This is a genomic window from Kosakonia sp. (assembly GCF_032104925.1).
Lineage (GTDB): Bacteria > Pseudomonadota > Gammaproteobacteria > Enterobacterales > Enterobacteriaceae > Kosakonia.
In genome coordinates this window covers 255524-272439 of sequence record NZ_DAMCGF010000001.1, presented here as the reverse complement: position 1 = coordinate 272439, position 16916 = coordinate 255524, and the positions used below count along the sequence as shown (strand labels likewise).

Genomic DNA, 16916 nt, shown 5'->3' with positions numbered 1-16916 from the left:
AGTTTTTATTTACCACATTCTGCCCGGGTCAACGTTTGCCTCATGGGGCCATTTGCTCGGTTTGTGGCGCAAGGCTTACAGCCAGATCCTGTATACCTGTTCTACGAAGAAGGCGGTGGCCAAAACAAGTGTTATAGGAAGGGCCTCATTTGAGGCCCTTTTAATTTCCTTTATTCAGGCGTTTTTCGCTTTCCCTAAAGAAAAGCCGCTCACTTTCGCAATATGTACGCGCAATATTGTTCCTTTTACGCTCGTCCAACCGCCATTTCCCGTCATCCACGACGGATCTTTAATATGTAAATAGTTAAGCGGAATATCGTGTCCCTCTTCAACGCGATAATCATTAGCCAGATCATCAAAGAAAAGCGCGATGGAATTTTTCAGCGACGCGTCATCCCCCTGAATAGATCGAATCGATTTCGCGGTATATAACGCATATTCCTGGCCGGATACGAGCTCACCCGCCACCACCTGGCCGCCAACAACCAGCGTCACCACCATACCCGCGCCGAGATTGGCACAGGAAACCAGATGGGATAAGGCGCTATCCTGAGTGCTCACTGTGGGAGCGGCAGTTTCTGAAACTTCACGTTCATTTGCCATTTACACCTCCGCGTACCGCATGAAAAAACCGCCCGCGGGCGGTTGTTGATCAATAGAATTTCCGGATGGCTTGTTCAGTTTCCTGCTGGCTGACCAGGTCAGAAAATCGGGCAACGAGGAAGGTTTCTCCGTCAAGCTCCCAGGGTTCAATTGGGATTTCAAGAAAAGAGCTTTGCTCATTTTTAAACGTGACCGATTTTGCATTATCTTCCACGGTCACGTTTTCAACCTTACCACCGGCGCGTATTACCACTACATTTTTGGTCATGTCGGTTACCTCAGTTGCTTAAATAGCACTCGACATTAGCACAGCCACTTTCTCAATGCCTGCGTAATGCCACAGAATGTTAAGCCGTAAAATCAGGTTCTTTAATTTGGCTTAATGAGAGGGATAACGCTATGCCAGGAAGTGTGAACCAGCCCGCAATTTAATAAATGAAGTGGGTAAAAACAGGGATTTGAATCGTGGTGATTTAAGAAAAACGCCAGAGGCCTTTAAGAAAAAAAGCCTCTGGCGATACAGATTTCGGTGATGCCGGGTGCCTCCCGGTGAGTCTGCTCCAGCCCGCAGAACTCGCTTTCACCCCAAAAAGGTATGACTGGTAGCCCCTCCGCGCAGGGGGATTCATCACCACGTTCACGTTATTTGCCGGGCATATTCAGGTCAATGCTCTGGCGGGTTATGTAAGTTTTTAAAGCAATTTTCTTGCGCTATTCACTCAATCCCCGGTTTTTCAGCATCGGTTCGATCTCAGGATCGTGACCGCGCCACTGGCGGTAAAGTGCGGCAAGATCTTCGCTGTTGCCACGGGATAAAATCGCTTCACGGAACGTCTGCCCGTTTTCACGCGTTAGCCCGCCCTGCTCCACAAACCACTGGTAACCATCGTCTGCCAGCATTTGTGTCCACAGATAAGCGTAATAACCCGCCGCATAACCGCCGCCGAAAATATGGGCAAAATAACTGCTGCGATACCGCGGCGGAACCGCTGCCACATCGAGATGCTCTTTGCGCAGCGCTTGTGCCTCAAAACTCTCCACATCGCTTACGCTCTCACCATCTGCCAGCGCATGCCAGTTCATATCCAGCAGCGCTGCGCTCAACAGTTCGGTCATGTCGTAACCTTTATTAAACTGCGTGGCGCGTAACATCGTCTCGCGAAGTAGCTCCGGCATCGGCTCGCCGCTTTGGTAGTGGCGGGCATAGCGGGTAAACACCTGCGGCTGGCTGGCCCAGTGCTCATTGATTTGCGACGGGAATTCGACAAAATCACGCGGCGTATTGGTGCCGGAGAGGCTGGCGTAGCGCTGGCTGGCGAACAGCCCGTGCAGGGTGTGGCCAAATTCATGGAACAGCGTGATAACGTCATCCCACGAAAGCAATGCCGTCTGCCCGGCTGCGGGTTTCTGGTAATTACAGACGTTGTAAATCACCGGCCGCGTGCCGTTGAGCGTTGACTGCTCGACAAAATTGCCCATCCATGCGCCACCACTTTTTGAGTCGCGGGCGAAATAATCACCGTAGAACAACGCTAATCCGGCGCCATCCGCGTCAAAAATTTCCCATACGCGAACATCCGGATGATAGACAGGAATATCAAAACGTTCAGTAAAGCGAAGACCAAACAGCTGGCTCGCGGCCCAAAAAACGCCTTCGGTGAGCACGGTATTGAGCGCAAAGTACGGTTTGATTTGTGATTCATCCAGTGAATATTTCGCCAGACGCACCTGCTCGGCATAGAACGCCCAGTCCCAGGCTTGCGCGGTAAAACCGCCCTGTTGCGTATCGATAACCTGCTGGATATCAGCCAGCTCACGTTCAGCACGGGCACGCGCGGCGGGCGCGATATTTCGCATGAACTCCAGCGCCGCCTGCGGCATTGCCGCCATCTGATCGGCAATCTTCCAGCTGGCAAAATCGGCAAATCCGAGGAGTTTCGCCTGCTGCGCACGTAACTGCACAAGGCGCAACACAATAGCGCGGGTGTCGTTGGCATCCCCTTTTTGCGTACGCAACCAGCTCGCGTTAAACAGATTTTCACGCGTCTGGCGATCGCGCAACGCCGCCAGCGCCGGTTGCTGCGTGGTATTCAACAACGACAACAACCAGCGATTTTCCAGCCCTTTGGCTTTTGCTGCCTCGGCAGCGATGGCAATCTCTTCTGCACTCAGGCCATCAAGCTGATGAGCATAATCCACCACCAGCCCACCGGCTTTATCCGCCGCCAGCAGCCGCTGGTTAAACTGGCTCGTCAGGGTGGCTGATTCGGTGTTCAGCGCTTTCAGCGTCGCTTTGTCCTGCGCACTCAGTGTTGCGCCCGCCAGCATAAAGCGCTGATAGGTGGTTTCCACCAGACGTAAAGATTCGGCGTCCAGAGAGAGCGCGTCGCGCTGCTTCCATACCGCTTCCACGCGGGCAAACAGAGCGTCGTCGAGGTAAATATCGTTCGCCAGTTCAGCAAGCTCGGTAGAAAACGCCTCATCGAGCTGTTGTAAAAAATCATTGGTATGGGCCGATGTCATGGCAAAAAAGACGCTGGTGACATAGGTGAGCAGCGCACCGCTGCGCTCCAGCGCCAGCAGGGTGTTGTCGAAATCCGCTGGCGCTGGATTTTGCGTGATAGTGGCGATTTCAGCGCGTTTTTGCCGTACTCCTTCATCAAACGCCGGGCGGTAATGCTCCTGATTAATGACGTCAAAAGGCGGCGCCTGGTAAGGCAGTGTGCTGGCAGAAAAGAAAGGATTAGTGACCGACATATTTCGCTCCTGAATGCGGTGATTCTTCTCAGAGTAGGCATCCGCCACGCGCATCGCAATCATTTCTCTGCTTTCGCACATGAGCCGGCGTTTTTTGCCACACTGTATGCGGGATAAGTTGTGTTACCGCTATAAAGCGGTGCATGCTATGTCACTACACCACAAAATGCGTTGAGGAACAGTGAGATGATTATTCTGGTTACCGGGGCAACCGCGGGTTTTGGCGAAGGTATTACACGCCGTTTTATTCAGAACGGCCATAAAGTGATTGCCACAGGTCGTCGTCAGGAACGTTTGCAGGAACTGAAGGACGAACTGGGCGATAACCTCTATACCGCACAACTGGACGTGCGTAACCGCGCGGCGATTGAAGAGTTTATTTCTGCTCTGCCTGCCGCGTGGCGCGATATTGATGTACTGGTTAACAACGCAGGCCTGGCGTTGGGTCTGGAACCGGCACATAAAGCGAATGTCGACGACTGGGAAACCATGATCGACACCAATAATAAAGGTCTGGTGTATATGACACGCGCAGTGCTGCCGGGCATGGTTGAGCGTAATCGCGGCCACATTATCAATATCGGTTCCACCGCCGGTAGCTGGCCCTATGCAGGCGGTAACGTCTATGGCGCGAGCAAAGCCTTTGTGCGGCAATTCAGCCTGAACTTACGTACCGATCTTAGCGGCACCGCCGTGCGTGTGACTAATATCGAACCGGGCCTGGTGGGCGGCACCGAGTTTTCGAATGTGCGCTTTAAAGGCGATGATGCAAAAGCCGGAAAAACTTACGAGAACACCACAGCGCTGACGCCGGAAGACGTTACCGAAGCGGTGTGGTGGGTCGCCACGTTGCCGAAGCATGTCAATATTAATACCCTTGAAATGATGCCAGTCAGCCAGACATATGCTGGTCTTAGCGTCCACCGCGAAGGGTAATTTCCGCGCCCGGCCTGCGGGCCGGGTATGGGATGTACGGTAAATTAATGGTATGGTAGACAGGTTAACCCCTTAAAAAGTAAGAGCGAATGGCCGCTGAAACGCAACTCAACCCTACACAGCCCGTCAATCAACAGATTTACCGCATCTTACGGCGGGACATCGTCCATTGCCTGATCCCACCGGGCACGCCGTTGTCTGAAAAAGAGGTGTCGGTGCGCTTTGACGTGTCACGCCAGCCAGTACGCGAAGCTTTTATTAAGCTTGCTGAAAACGGCCTGATCCAAATCCGCCCGCAACGCGGTAGCTACGTCAATAAGATCTCCATGACGCAGGTGCGTAACGGCTGCTTCGTTCGCCAGGCCATTGAATGCGCCGTCGCCCGCCGCGCCGCAACGATGATTGATGACAGCGCCTGTTATCAGCTGGAGCAAAACCTTAATCAGCAGCGCACTGCGATTGAGCGTAAACAACTGAATGACTTTTTTGAGCTGGATGATAATTTCCACCAGAAGCTGGCGCTTATCGCCGACTGCCAGTTAGCGTGGGACACTATCGAAAATATTAAAGCGACCATCGACCGCGTGCGCTATATGAGCCTTGATCATGTTTCGCCGCCGGAGATGCTGTTGCGCCAGCATATGGATATTTTCTCCGCGCTGGAAAAGCGCGATGCTGACGCCGTTGATCGCGCTATGACGCTGCATTTGCAGGAAATCAGCGAGTCAGTAAAAACTATTCGCCAGGAAAACCGCGACTGGTTCAGCGAAGAGTAATCCTTCCCCCTTCTTATCTCCGCCAGGTCACATTTTTTCCGGCAAAAAAGTGTGACTTTGATCAAAAACAAAAAATCACTGGCTCAGGGGCGTATTTATAAGGCGTCCATTTCGGGGACATCTTCTGCCCCGTTTCGTTTTGCGGATTTCAATAAGGAGAAACCACCATGATGACGTATGATCGTAACCGTAACGCTATCACCACCGGCACGCGCGTGATGATTAATGGCACTGGCCGCACCGGCAAAATCGTCGCGATTCACGCCGAGGGGTTAAACCCCGCGCAGGTGCGCCGTAGCAAAACGGTGGAAGTGGAAGGCTGTGAAGGTAAATTCGAACCGGTTGAACTGATTCGTCTTGGTTTGCACTAATCGGTTGAAAAAAGCGTGGTGAAAAAAGAATGCCGCCGTGGCGGCATTCACTGTTTCTGTGTTGAGTTAAGACTCGCAGTTAAAGTGTTGCAGCGTACTGCGCCACCGTGGCTTTCGCGCCTTTCTCCAGCAGTGTCAGATAGGCTTTTTTCACCTGCGCCACAAAGGTCGCGTCTTTCGGCAATTCATTGCCAAAAATCGCCTCAATGCCAAGCAACGCCTGCACGCGGGCTTCACCTTGCGCGCTGCTGTTAACCGCGCTCTGGATCACTGTCAGCAACGGATCACACACTTCAATCGCTTGCCCCTGCTCGTCGACGCCGCCGACATAGCGCATCCAGCCGGCAATCCCCAGCGCCAGCAGGGAGAAATCTCGCTGATGCACTAAATGCCAGCGCACAGAATCCAGCATACGCTGCGGCAGTTTCTGGCTACCGTCCATGGCGATCTGCCAGGTACGGTGACGCAGCGCGGTATTGCTGTAACGGGCGATCAGCAGATCGGCGTAATGCGCCAGATCCACGCCCTGCACTTTCAGCGTTGGCGCCTGCTCTTTCAACATCAACGCGTGCGCGGCGCGACGGTAATTCTCGTCTTCCATGCACTCATTAATATGTTGATAACCCGCCAGATAGCCCAGATACGCCAGGAAGGAGTGGCTGCCGTTCAGCATGCGCAGTTTCATCTCTTCAAACGGCACAACATCTGCCACCAGCTCGGCACCTGCTTTTTCCCACGCCGGACGACCCGCCACGAAATTGTCTTCAATCACCCACTGGCGGAACGGCTCACAAGCTACACCCGCGGGGTCACGCACACCGGTCAATTGCTCGATTTTATCCAGCGTTTCGGCAGTCACCGCCGGAACAATTCTGTCTACCATGGTTGACGGGAATGTCACATTGGCTTCAATCCAGTCGCCCAATTCTGCGTTCACCGCGTGTGCATAAGCGCAGACCACATTGCGGGTGACATGGCCGTTTTCCGGCATGTTGTCGCAGGACATCACGCTGAACGCCGGTAAACCGGCGGCTTTACGGCGCGCCAGAGCTTCCACTATCACGCCCGCGGCCGATTTTGGCTGCTGCGGATTTTGCAGATCGCCGACAATTAACGGGTGATCGAGCATCAATTTGCCGGTCGCCGGAGAGTGGCAATAGCCTTTCTCGGTGATGGTCAGCGAAACAATGGCAACCTGCGGTTCGCACATAGCGGCAAGCACGGTTTCCAGACCATCCACCTGAGCATGCAGCGCACGTTTTGCTACGCCAACCACACGCGCAGTCCACGCGTCGGCAGACATTTCCGCCACGGTATAGAGGTTATCCTGCTGCTTGAGATCGGCAATTTGCTGCTCACCGCCAATCAAATTGACCTCGCAATAGCCCCAGTCACTGCCATGCTCTGCGGCAAGAATATCGGCATAAACTGACTGATGCGCGCGGTGAAACGCGCCAAAACCGAGATGCACAATGCGCGCAACCAGTTTGTTACGGTCATAAGTGGGTAACGTGGCTTTCGCCGTTAATAGCCTGTTTTCCATGGTGAGACTCATCTTATTAAGTGAAACAGTGGTTCAATAGATTACGGACTGCGGTAAACCAGACTATGATTTGCGACAGGATTTGCGGACTACACCAACTAGAATGGTAACCAAATGTGTCAAAACGTAATACATTTACCTTTGTGATTCAGGCAATGCGTGGGAGATGAAATTAGCGATAGCGCTTGCGTTCTGGCGTTACGGCATTACGGCATTACGGCATTACGGCAAAAAGCGTTTTAAAAATAGCCGCGCCCGCGAACAATTTCTGAAGCGTTCGAAGAGTAAATGAATCCCTTTGCAGGTGACGGATATCATCTTAAACAGCCTTACTGAACCGGGCATGTTGAAGACATTCCTGCCAGGTCAAACGCTGTCGCCGTGCCCCATTTTCTTCAGAAGTTCTACGCGCCTGACGCGATTTCACGCGCCGGTGCTGCCTTAGCGGTTATTTAAACTGTGCTAACAGAATGAAATCAGGAGAGAAACAAAGACCGCATGCGAACAACGGTGCTGTCACGCTGAGTATCAAAAACGGCGTACATTATGCACGTCCCCAGCCAGCCACGATGATCAACATCCCACACATGGCGATGAGCGCCCCAAGCCAGTCGTGAACACTGAGTTTGACGCCGTCGACCACACGTAGCCAAATCAACGCGGTGCATACATACACGCCGCCGTAAGCCGCGTAAACGCGCCCACTGGCCGCCGGATGTAGCGTTAACAACCACACGAACATGGCCAACGCGAACGCCGCGGGAATAAGTAACAGTGGCGTAGCGCCGCGTTTTAGCCATAACCAGGGCAAAAAACAACCGACAATTTCACACAGCGCGGTGGCAAAGAACAGGAGTGTGGTTTTCAGCATCAGAGGCACGTTGATTCAAACTTGGTTGAACTATCATACCTGATAATGCTCTGAGAGTGAGTCCCGGCTGGCTATCCCGTGTGGCTGAGATCGCATAGAATAGAGTGATATGGGCATCTTGTTTCTCCCTCAAATTAAGGAAATCGCAATGACTAAAACACTTAGCAAACGCCTGTGCCTCACCGCAATGCTGACGCTGGGTGCCATCGTGTACACCACCTCCGCACTGGCCGAAACCAATCGTCTGGTGATTGAATCCGGCGATAACGCGCAAAGCCGCCAATCCGCAGCGATGGAAAAAGAGCAATGGAATGACACCCGCAGCCTGCGCAACAAAGTGAACAAGCGCGTGGAAAAAGAGTGGGATAAAACCGATGTCGCGTTTGATGCGCAGGACAAATGCCAGAAAAGTAGCAACCTCAACGCCTACTGGGAACCCAATACCCTGCGTTGTCTGGATCGCCGCACCGGACAGCAAATTCGTTAACCGCCCCGGGCGCTCGCGCGCCCGATTTCCGCTTACGTAAAAGGACTTTTCATGAGTGACGCTTACACCGTCCGCCTGCGCCCGCTCGAGCGCGAAGATTTGCGCTTCGTTCATCAACTGGATAACAACGCCAGCGTCATGCGTTACTGGTTTGAAGAACCCTACGAAGCCTTCGTTGAACTTTCTGACCTGTATGACAAGCACATTCACGATCAAAGCGAACGCCGTTTTGTGGTCGAGTGCAATGGCGAAAAAGCCGGATTAGTGGAGCTGGTTGAAATTAACCACGTTCACCGCCGTGCGGAGTTTCAGATAATCATCTCCCCGGAATATCAGGGCAAAGGGCTGGCATCAAAAGCCGCGAAGCTGGCGATGGATTACGGATTTACGGTACTGAATCTGTACAAGCTCTATTTGATTGTGGATAAAGAGAACGAAAAAGCGATTCACATTTATCGCAAGCTGGGATTTATGGTCGAAGGTGAATTAATCCATGAGTTCTTTATTAACGGTGAGTACCGCAACACCATTCGCATGTGTATTTTCCAGCAGCAGTATCTTGAAAACCACAAAACAAGCGGCCCGACGCTACTGAAACCCACCGCGCAGTAAAGCACGGTGGTCAGCGGCATCAATAATACTCGATGGTGTTTTTGATGCTGTATTTGTGCGACACCTGTGGCGTAACACTTTCGTCCACAATCTCCAGGCTGCAACTCACCGGGTTATCATGGCTGTCGTATTCACAGGCCTGTTTCACATTGCCCAGCGGCTTATCGTTCAGCGTGCTGACAGAGGTGTAATCCAGCTTTTTGCGCTTATCTTTCGAAGGCGTAGACACAACAGACAACGTCGCGTCTTTCGATGTCGTGGTTTTTCCCAGAGGATACCCTTCATCGTCATAGCGGTATTTAACCTCTATCTCCTTGCCCGTTGCGCGAACCACAAATCCGTTATCGTCGGTATCCCAGGTCACGCCCGCTGCCGGGAACTCCGCCAGTTGGCACTTGCCCTGCAAACGCAGTCGTTTTTCCTTCGATTCCGCCTCGAGATAATAGTTGGCATCCAGCACCAGCGACACGCCGCTGTTATTTTCCAGATCGTGCAGTTCAAGCGTATCGAAACATCCCTCTTTCGACATCGTTCCGGTAACGCGTTTCGTGACTTCACCTTTATCGTTAAGCAACGTCTGGCTGAAATCTTTAACCGGGCCACGCAGCGGATCAAAATCGAATTCATTCGAGAAGCTCGCCATTTCCGGCGTGAATGAAACGGGTCCCTTCGGCTTATCGCATCCAGCAAGCGCCACCGCCAGAGAGATAAGTAACAGCTGTTTTTTCAATGGTTTCACCACATTCTTCTTTTGTAATGCGCTTATATTAGCAAAAGCTTTATAACTTAGGGCAATGACTTCTTTGTGGCTATGCCTGGTGGCTGGCGAGTAACAACAGCGAATAGCCTGCGCCACCCACACCTGTTAGCAATAAAATCAACGATGAGAAGGTAGCAAAACGCCCACTTTGCCTCGCGGGTAACCAGCGTTTAACGGCCAGGATATAGAGCGTTAAGACACTAAAATCCAGCACTACCCAGATGGCGGTAAGCAACGTGATGCTGGCGGCGAAATCACCGGTAATGCCGGTAAACTGCGGGAAAAAAGCGATAAAAAACAGAATATCCTTTGGGTTAGCGATGGCCGTCATAAATCCCGCAACAAACCCGCCCTGCCCGCTATTGTGGGTCATCCCCGTGCCTTTTTCACGCCGCATGGCGCGCAATGCCTGCACAGCGCTAATCGCAATAAAGAGCGAACCCGCCATTGCTACCAGATTTAGTAGCCAGCCCGAGAGCGTGACAACGCCCGCCAACGTTAACCCCGCCAGTGCGATTAATACCAGCGAGGCCAGATTAGTGCCTGCCAGCGTTAAAAACGCGCGCGCGTGGTTGCCGCGCGCTGCCGCCGCGCACACCAGCGCCACCACCGGCCCGGGCGTTGACAGCAACGTCACTACCACACCGATGTATGTTCCCAGCAACACCACATTCAGTGATCCCATCCTCTCCCTCCTTTTATTTATTGACGAAGTATCACCGGAAAGCGCGGGCCTGAAAAACGAGTTAAACTGCCGTTCGCTATGCAAAAAACTCACAATGGATAACGAACAAATGAACCAAAACCTGCCGCCACTCTATGCACTACGGGCGTTTACCGTTGCCGCGCAAATGGCATCATTTAGCCAGGCAGCCCTTTTTCTCAATGTCACCCCCGGTGCGGTAAGCCGCCATATTCGTACCCTTGAAGAGTGGTTTGGGTGTCGTTTATTTCTGCGCCATGGCCCGAAAATTACCCTGACCGACGCAGGAAGCCAGCTGGCTGTTCGTTTACAGGACGGTTTTTTGCAACTGGAAAATGCCTGCCAGACACTGCGCAGCCACCAGCATCAGCTGCGGCTCAAAGCCCCGTCGACGCTGACAATGCGCTGGTTATTAGATGTGTTAAATGCCTTTCGCCAGCAGCACAGCACACCGCAGATTGAGATCAGTAGTGTCTGGATGGATATCGATATCGTCGATTTCCGCACCGAACCCTTCGATTGTGCCATTCTGCTGGGCAACGGCCATTTTGGTGAGTACACGCAAAGCCTGCGCTTATTTGATGAGTGGTTGATCCCGCTCTGCGCCCCGGCGCTTAAAGCGCTGGCGCAACGCGATTTGAGCAGTTGCGCCTTGATCCATCCCTCGCGCGATCGCCGCGACTGGCGGCGCTGGCAAGCCGGGAGCGGTTTATTTCCCACGCTCGCCCCTGGCGGCGGCGCGGTTTTTGACACGCTGGAACAAGCCTACCAGGCGGCGATCGGTGGTCATGGCGTGGCGGTCGGCGATCTGCTGCTCAGCCTGCCCGCCCTGGCGCAAAATCAGCTAACGCTGCCCTTTCCGCAAGCAATAAGCACTGGCGACAGTTACTGGCTGGTGTGGCCAAAAGATTCGCCGCGCAAAAAGAATATTGACCGTCTGGGCGAATTCCTGCTCACCGCCGTCCCGGTCGATTTCCCGCCGGAGGTGGAGCTATTAAAACAGCGATAGCGGCTTATTCAGATGATTCAGATATTTACCTTTTGCAGGCATCGCAGGTGCTAAGCTTAGAGCGGGTAAAACAGAAGGAGACGAGGATGCATTATTCACGTTGGCTTTGCGCATTACTGCTGGTGGGTGCTGTACCGGCGTTCGCCGCGCCGGACTCATGCGAACGGGTTAAAACCGATATTCAGCAACGTATTATCAATAATGGCGTGCCGGAAACGGGATTTACGCTAACCATCGTGCCTAATGATCAGGCTGACCAGGCAGGTTCGCAGGTCGTCGGTCATTGCGCCAATGACACCTACAAAATTCTCTACACCCGCAACAGCGGCGCCGCTCAGCAGAGCGAAGAAAGCGCCGGTACGCAGTAAATAAAATCCCCCTTCATTTCAGGGGGATTTCCCTCAACTTGATCACGCTTAAGATTCTTCTACTCCCTAATGATTAACATGATCACTTCATTAGCCTGCTTTTAATACACCAGGCAATTTCTTTTTATTATAAAAAATAATGGAGTGAGCTATGTCCGATAGTGAATACCAGGGAGGGATCAGCCGACGAACGTTGGTGAAATCCACCGCTTTAGGATCGCTTGCGCTGGCAGCCGGGAGTTTTTCCCTGCCCTTTGGCCTGCGTTCTGCCGCCGCTGCCGTGCAACAGGCGATGCAACCCGCGCCAGACAAAGTGGTGTGGGGAGCCTGCTCGGTCAACTGCGGTAGCCGCTGCGCGCTGCGTTTGCATGTTCGTGACAATGAAGTTTACTGGGTCGAAACCGATAATACCGGCGGGGATGTCTACGGCAATCATCAGGTACGCGCCTGCCTGCGCGGCCGTTCTATTCGCCGCCGCATTAACCACCCGGATCGCCTGAACTACCCTATGAAACGCGTCGGTAAACGCGGAGAAGGCAAGTTTGAACGTATCAGCTGGGACGAAGCACTGGATACTATCGCCAACAGTTTGAAAGACGTGGTGCAAAAATACGGCAACGAAGCGGTCTACATTAATTACTCCTCCGGCATTGTCGGCGGCAACATTACCCGCTCTTCCCCTTCGGCGTCGATTATTGCCCGCCTGATGGCGATGTATGGCGGTTTTCTCAACCAGTACGGCACTTACAGCACCGCGCAAATCTCCTGTGCGATGCCTTACACCTACGGTTCCAACGACGGTAACAGCACCTCGGATATCGAAAACACCAAACTGGTGGTGATGTTCGGTAACAACCCGGCGGAAACCCGCATGAGCGGCGGCGGCATTACCTATTTCCTCGAGCAGGCGCGTGAACGCTCAAATGCGCGGATGATCGTTATCGATCCGCGTTATACCGATACGGCCGCCGGACGCGAAGATGAGTGGGTGCCCATTCGTCCAGGTACCGATGCCGCGCTGGTTGCCGGTATGGCGTGGGTGCTGATTAACGAAAACCTCGTCGACCAGGCGTTTCTGGATAAATATTGCGTCGGCTACGACGAAAAAACGCTGCCTGCCGATGCGCCCGCCAACAGCCATTACAAAGCCTATATTCTCGGCCAGGGCGAAGACGGCATCGCTAAAACACCGCAGTGGGCATCGCGTATTACCGGTATTCCCGCCGATAAAATCATCAAACTGGCGAGGGAAATTGGCAGCGCCAAACCGGCTTATATCTGCCAGGGCTGGGGGCCGCAGCGCCAGGCCAATGGCGAACTGACCTCGCGCGCCATTGCCATGTTGCCAATCCTCACGGGCAATGTCGGCATCAACGGCGGCAACAGCGGCGCGCGCGAATCCACCTACACCATCACCATCGAACGCATGCCGATGCCGGAAAACCCGGTGAAAACCTCGATTTCGTGCTTTACCTGGACCGATGCCATTGCGCGCGGCCCGGAGATGACCGCCAAACGTGACGGTGTACGCGGTAAAGATAAACTTGATGTGCCGATTAAATTTATCTGGAACTATGCCGGAAACACCATTACCAACCAGCACGGCGATATCAACCGCACTCACGACATTCTGCAGGACGAGAGCAAGTGCGAAATGATCGTGGTCATTGAGAACTTTATGACCTCATCGGCGATGTATGCCGACATTCTGCTGCCAGATTTGATGACCGTCGAACAGGAAGACATCATCCCCAATGATTATGCCGGGAACATGGGCTACCTGATTTTCCTCCAGCCCGTCACCGCGCCGAAGTTCGAACGTAAACCGATTTACTGGATAACCAGCGAAATCGCTCGCCGCCTGGGACCGGATATCTACCAGAAATTTACCGAAGGTCGTACGCAGGAAGAGTGGCTGAAATACCTGTACGCCAAAATGGTCGCCAAAGATCCGCAACTGCCCGCTTATGAAGACCTGAAAGCGATGGGTATTTATAAGCGCAAAGATCCGAACGGCCACTTTGTTGCCTATAAAAAATTCCGCGACGACCCGATCGCCAACCCGCTGAAAACCCCCTCCGGCAAAATTGAAATTTACTCCAGCAAGCTGGCGGAAATTGCCAACAGCTGGGAACTGGATAAAGACGAAGTGATTAGTCCGCTGCCGGTTTACGCCTCAACCTTTGAAGGCTGGGACGATCCGGCGCGCGAAAAATTCCCGCTGCAATTATTCGGTTTTCACTACAAAGCACGCACCCACTCCAGCTACGGCAACATCGATGTGTTGCAGGAAGCGTGTCGTCAGGAGGTGTGGATCAACCCGATCGACGCCGAACGGCGTGGGATCAAACAGGGCGACATGGTGCGCGTCTTTAACGACCGCGGGGAAGTCCGTATCGCCGCGAAAGTGACGCCGCGCATCATGCCGGGCGTCAGCGCCATGGGCCAGGGGGCCTGGCATCAGGCCAGTATGGACGGCGATCGCATTGACCACGGCAGCTGCGTGAACACGCTGACCACGCACCGGCCTTCGCCGCTGGCGAAAGGCAACCCGCAGCACACCAATCTGGTCGATATTCAAAAGGTTTAAGGAGTAGCCGATGACAACCCAGTATGGATTTTTTATCGATTCTGCCCGGTGCACCGGTTGTAAAACCTGCGAACTGGCCTGTAAAGATTACAAAGACTTAACCCCGGATGTCAGTTTCCGCCGCGTGTATGAATACGCGGGCGGTAACTGGCAGGAAGATAACGGCGTCTGGCAGCAAAACGTCTTTGCGTATTATCTGTCGATTTCCTGCAACCATTGTGAAGATCCGGCGTGCACCAAAGTCTGCCCGAGCGGTGCAATGCATAAGCGGGAAGACGGGTTTGTGGTGGTGGACGAAGATGTCTGCATCGGCTGTCGCTACTGCCATATGGCCTGCCCGTACGGCGCGCCGCAATACAATGCGGCAAAAGGTCATATGACCAAATGCGACGGCTGTTATGACCGCGTTGCAGAAGGGAAAAAGCCCATCTGCGTGGAATCCTGCCCGCTGCGCGCGCTCGATTTCGGCCCGATTGACGAATTGCGTAAGCAACATGGCGAACTGGCCGCTATCGCCCCGCTTCCGGCATCGCACTTCACGAAGCCCAATATTGTCATCAAACCAAACGCCAACAGCCGCCCGACGGGGGATACCACCGGCTATCTGGCAAACCCGCAGGAGGTGTGAGATGGGAAACGGATGGCATGAATGGCCGCTGGTTCTGTTTACGGTGCTCGGTCAGTGCGTGGTGGGCGGATTGATTGTGACTGGCTTCGTGTGGATGAACGCCAGAGATGACAATAGCGGCCAGGTGCGGATTGTCCGCAGCCAGTTTTTGCTCTGGGTGTTGATGGGCATCGGTTTTATCGCCTCAATGATGCACCTCGGTTCACCGCTGCGCGCGTTTAACTCGCTAAACCGCATTGGCGCTTCGTCACTGAGTAATGAAATTGCCGCCGGATCGCTGTTTTTCGCCGTCGGCGGTTTCTGGTGGCTGCTGGCCTGGCTTGGCAAACTGCCCGCTGCACTGGGGCGCGGCTGGCTGATTATCAGCATGGTGCTGGGGGTGCTGTTTGTCTGGGCGATGACGCGGGTTTACCAGATTGATACCGTGCCGACCTGGCATAACGGCTACACCACCGCCGCATTTTTCCTCACCATGTTGACGGGCGGGCCGCTGCTGGCGGCGTTGCTGTTGCGGCTGGCGGGTGTGCGTTTTCCGGCCCCGCGTTTTGCCGCCATCAGCGTTGCGGCACTTATCGCAAGCGTTGCCGTGGTGATGTTGCAGAGCATACAGCTTGGCGAAACCCACAGCTCAGTGCAGCAAGCGGTCGCGCTGGTGCCGAATTACGGCCTGTTGCAGGTGGTGCGTTTACTGCTGGTCGCCCTCGGTCTCGGTTGCTGGATCTGTCCGCTTGTAATGCGCAGACAGCCGAAAGCCAGCAGCTTGCTGGTCGGCGTTGTGCTGGTGGTAGCCGGTGAAATCATTGGCCGTGGTCTGTTTTACGGCCTGCATATGACCGTTGGCGTTGCCGTCGCGGGTTAATCACAATGCGCGGGGAAACCCGCGCTTTTCAGGAGAAAGCATGACGGACGCAACCCGCGAGTCTTTTATTTTTACCGCCCGCGTGCTGGGCGCCCTTTTTTACTATCCGCCGGAGAGCGAACCCTCCGCGCCGCTCGTCGCCGCGCTACGCAGTCGCGAGTGGCTGGAACAGTGGCCTTTACCACAAGAGGCGCTTATTCCGCTGGCAGAGGCGTTTGCGCAACCATGTGACGAGCCGCTAAATGAGGCATGGCAACGATTGTTGATCGGCCCGTGGGCGCTACCCGCGCCGCCGTGGGGTTCGGTCTGGCTGGATAAAGAGAGCGTGTTGTTTGGCGACTCGACGCTGGCGCTGCGCCAGTGGATGCGCGACAGCAATATTGCGTTCAATAGCGGGCAAAACGAGCCGGAAGATCACTTCGGCACCTTGCTGCTGATGGCGGCGTGGCTGGTGGAACAAGGCAAAAACGACGCCTGCGATCAATTACTGGCCTGGCATCTGCTGCCGTGGAGCGGGCGGTTTCTTGCCGAGTTCTGTGATAACGCGCAGCACCCTTTTTTCATGGCACTCGGGCAACTGGCGCAATTAACGCTGGCGCAGTGGCAAGAGCAGTTGCTTATTCCGGTGGCGCAAAAAACGCTGTTTCGCTAACGTCGCCGCCACTGACGTTTAGAAAGCAGCGGTTACGCCACACCCGTTCAGGAAATGTTACCCCCTATAACACGCCCGGAAAGATCGCCGGGCTTTATGCACTGTTACGCACCTAATAATGCCGGTTATCGAAGACGAAGCACTGGATTCGTCAAAGCGAAACTACTCTGCGCGTGCTTAGATGATTATATGAAAGTAACACTTGCCAGATGCCGATTGTCGATTGTCGATTGTCGATGAAGAAAGCTGTCATTATGGCAGGAGCGTGTTGCGGAATATTTAAACCAAAGAAAAACGCAACGAGCATTTACTATTTAAATAATAGCCAAACCGCATTAAATAATGCCGGCCAGGTTTACTAACCTAACCGGCACTCCAAACCAACAACTCA

At 53.8% G+C, this 16916-nt stretch carries 18 protein-coding genes; 11 read left to right on the top strand and 7 right to left on the bottom strand.

The annotated features are described in order from the left end of the window. Positions 1 to 174: 174 nt before the first annotated feature. From RT644_RS01345 to dcp, 3 genes are all read right to left on the bottom strand, one after another. Positions 175 to 603, bottom strand: coding sequence for a hypothetical protein (locus RT644_RS01345; protein WP_016496182.1), 429 nt, complete (start codon positions 601 to 603; stop codon positions 175 to 177). Between the two features lie 49 nt (positions 604 to 652). Then, a complete protein-coding gene (locus tag RT644_RS01340) occupies positions 653 to 871 on the bottom strand; it encodes a hypothetical protein (RefSeq protein WP_007374905.1) in 219 nt (72 codons plus the stop codon). Between the two features lie 443 nt (positions 872 to 1314). Continuing rightward, complete coding sequence (gene dcp, locus RT644_RS01335; RefSeq protein ID WP_313625169.1) at positions 1315 to 3360, bottom strand: peptidyl-dipeptidase Dcp; 2046 nt, start codon at positions 3358 to 3360, stop codon at positions 1315 to 1317. 186 nt (positions 3361 to 3546) lie between these two features. Here dcp and ydfG point away from each other — a divergent pair, with 186 nt between their 5' ends. From ydfG to ydfZ, 3 genes are all read left to right on the top strand, one after another. Next, complete coding sequence (gene ydfG, locus RT644_RS01330) at positions 3547 to 4296, top strand: bifunctional NADP-dependent 3-hydroxy acid dehydrogenase/3-hydroxypropionate dehydrogenase YdfG (RefSeq protein WP_016496184.1); 750 nt, start codon at positions 3547 to 3549, stop codon at positions 4294 to 4296. Positions 4297 to 4385: 89 nt separating this feature from the next. Continuing rightward, positions 4386 to 5072 (top strand): GntR family transcriptional regulator, encoded by a 687-nt coding sequence (locus tag RT644_RS01325; RefSeq protein WP_016496185.1) that lies wholly within the window; start codon positions 4386 to 4388, stop codon positions 5070 to 5072. A gap of 167 nt (positions 5073 to 5239) precedes the next feature. Then, positions 5240 to 5443, top strand: a complete 204-nt coding sequence (gene ydfZ / locus RT644_RS01320) for a putative selenium delivery protein YdfZ (RefSeq protein ID WP_016496186.1) — start codon at positions 5240 to 5242, stop codon at positions 5441 to 5443. 79 nt (positions 5444 to 5522) lie between these two features. Here the strand turns inward: ydfZ and RT644_RS01315 are convergent, their stop codons facing one another. Both RT644_RS01315 and RT644_RS01310 read right to left on the bottom strand, forming a co-directional pair. Continuing rightward, complete coding sequence (locus RT644_RS01315) at positions 5523 to 6986, bottom strand: fructuronate reductase (protein WP_313625166.1); 1464 nt, start codon at positions 6984 to 6986, stop codon at positions 5523 to 5525. Positions 6987 to 7530: 544 nt separating this feature from the next. After that, a complete protein-coding gene (locus RT644_RS01310) occupies positions 7531 to 7857 on the bottom strand; it encodes a YnfA family protein (protein WP_016496190.1) in 327 nt (108 codons plus the stop codon). Between the two features lie 148 nt (positions 7858 to 8005). On the opposite strand from RT644_RS01310, the gene RT644_RS01305 reads away from it, so the two are divergent. Beyond that, positions 8006 to 8344, top strand: coding sequence for a DUF1283 family protein (locus RT644_RS01305; RefSeq protein ID WP_016496191.1), 339 nt, complete (start codon positions 8006 to 8008; stop codon positions 8342 to 8344). Between the two features lie 51 nt (positions 8345 to 8395). Beyond that, a complete protein-coding gene (speG, locus tag RT644_RS01300) occupies positions 8396 to 8956 on the top strand; it encodes a spermidine N1-acetyltransferase (protein ID WP_016496192.1) in 561 nt (186 codons plus the stop codon). A 19-nt stretch (positions 8957 to 8975) separates the two neighbouring features. Here the strand turns inward: speG and RT644_RS01295 are convergent, their stop codons facing one another. Beyond that, positions 8976 to 9686 carry a YnfC family lipoprotein gene (locus RT644_RS01295; RefSeq protein ID WP_170956352.1) on the bottom strand — a complete coding sequence of 237 codons (711 nt, stop codon included), beginning with the start codon at positions 9684 to 9686 and terminating at the stop codon, positions 8976 to 8978. A 79-nt stretch (positions 9687 to 9765) separates the two neighbouring features. Next, positions 9766 to 10401, bottom strand: coding sequence for a LysE family translocator (locus tag RT644_RS01290; RefSeq protein ID WP_313625163.1), 636 nt, complete (start codon positions 10399 to 10401; stop codon positions 9766 to 9768). Between the two features lie 109 nt (positions 10402 to 10510). On the opposite strand from RT644_RS01290, the gene RT644_RS01285 reads away from it, so the two are divergent. The 6 genes from RT644_RS01285 (at position 10511) to dmsD (ending at position 16525) form a co-directional block, all read left to right on the top strand. Then, positions 10511 to 11428: a LysR substrate-binding domain-containing protein gene (locus RT644_RS01285; RefSeq protein WP_313625161.1), complete on the top strand. Its 918-nt coding sequence runs from the start codon at positions 10511 to 10513 to the stop codon at positions 11426 to 11428. Positions 11429 to 11514: 86 nt separating this feature from the next. After that, complete coding sequence (locus tag RT644_RS01280) at positions 11515 to 11796, top strand: DUF1161 domain-containing protein (protein ID WP_249881997.1); 282 nt, start codon at positions 11515 to 11517, stop codon at positions 11794 to 11796. 151 nt (positions 11797 to 11947) lie between these two features. Continuing rightward, positions 11948 to 14386, top strand: coding sequence for a selenate/tellurate reductase subunit YnfE (ynfE, locus tag RT644_RS01275; RefSeq protein WP_313625159.1), 2439 nt, complete (start codon positions 11948 to 11950; stop codon positions 14384 to 14386). A 10-nt stretch (positions 14387 to 14396) separates the two neighbouring features. Further along, positions 14397 to 15014 carry a DMSO/selenate family reductase complex B subunit gene (locus RT644_RS01270; RefSeq protein ID WP_045508601.1) on the top strand — a complete coding sequence of 206 codons (618 nt, stop codon included), beginning with the start codon at positions 14397 to 14399 and terminating at the stop codon, positions 15012 to 15014. A gap of 1 nt (position 15015) precedes the next feature. Then, positions 15016 to 15873, top strand: a complete 858-nt coding sequence (locus RT644_RS01265; protein ID WP_313625156.1) for a DmsC/YnfH family molybdoenzyme membrane anchor subunit — start codon at positions 15016 to 15018, stop codon at positions 15871 to 15873. A 40-nt stretch (positions 15874 to 15913) separates the two neighbouring features. Continuing rightward, positions 15914 to 16525 (top strand): Tat proofreading chaperone DmsD, encoded by a 612-nt coding sequence (dmsD, locus tag RT644_RS01260; RefSeq protein WP_313625154.1) that lies wholly within the window; start codon positions 15914 to 15916, stop codon positions 16523 to 16525. Positions 16526 to 16916: the final 391 nt, after the last annotated feature.

Bases quoted from the DNA above. Each gene is read 5' to 3' on its own strand.
- RT644_RS01345 (WP_016496182.1), bottom strand. From the start codon at position 603: ATGGCAAATGAACGTGAAGTTTCAGAAACTGCCGCTCCCACAGTGAGC.
- RT644_RS01340 (WP_007374905.1), bottom strand. From the start codon at position 871: ATGACCAAAAATGTAGTGGTAATACGCGCCGGTGGTAAGGTTGAAAAC.
- dcp (WP_313625169.1), bottom strand. From the start codon at position 3,360: ATGTCGGTCACTAATCCTTTCTTTTCTGCCAGCACACTGCCTTACCAG.
- ydfG (WP_016496184.1), top strand. From the start codon at position 3,547: ATGATTATTCTGGTTACCGGGGCAACCGCGGGTTTTGGCGAAGGTATT.
- RT644_RS01325 (WP_016496185.1), top strand. From the start codon at position 4,386: ATGGCCGCTGAAACGCAACTCAACCCTACACAGCCCGTCAATCAACAG.
- ydfZ (WP_016496186.1), top strand. From the start codon at position 5,240: ATGATGACGTATGATCGTAACCGTAACGCTATCACCACCGGCACGCGC.
- RT644_RS01315 (WP_313625166.1), bottom strand. From the start codon at position 6,986: ATGGAAAACAGGCTATTAACGGCGAAAGCCACGTTACCCACTTATGAC.
- RT644_RS01310 (WP_016496190.1), bottom strand. From the start codon at position 7,857: ATGCTGAAAACCACACTCCTGTTCTTTGCCACCGCGCTGTGTGAAATT.
- RT644_RS01305 (WP_016496191.1), top strand. From the start codon at position 8,006: ATGACTAAAACACTTAGCAAACGCCTGTGCCTCACCGCAATGCTGACG.
- speG (WP_016496192.1), top strand. From the start codon at position 8,396: ATGAGTGACGCTTACACCGTCCGCCTGCGCCCGCTCGAGCGCGAAGAT.
- RT644_RS01290 (WP_313625163.1), bottom strand. From the start codon at position 10,401: ATGGGATCACTGAATGTGGTGTTGCTGGGAACATACATCGGTGTGGTA.
- RT644_RS01285 (WP_313625161.1), top strand. From the start codon at position 10,511: ATGAACCAAAACCTGCCGCCACTCTATGCACTACGGGCGTTTACCGTT.
- RT644_RS01280 (WP_249881997.1), top strand. From the start codon at position 11,515: ATGCATTATTCACGTTGGCTTTGCGCATTACTGCTGGTGGGTGCTGTA.
- ynfE (WP_313625159.1), top strand. From the start codon at position 11,948: ATGTCCGATAGTGAATACCAGGGAGGGATCAGCCGACGAACGTTGGTG.
- RT644_RS01270 (WP_045508601.1), top strand. From the start codon at position 14,397: ATGACAACCCAGTATGGATTTTTTATCGATTCTGCCCGGTGCACCGGT.
- RT644_RS01265 (WP_313625156.1), top strand. From the start codon at position 15,016: ATGGGAAACGGATGGCATGAATGGCCGCTGGTTCTGTTTACGGTGCTC.
- dmsD (WP_313625154.1), top strand. From the start codon at position 15,914: ATGACGGACGCAACCCGCGAGTCTTTTATTTTTACCGCCCGCGTGCTG.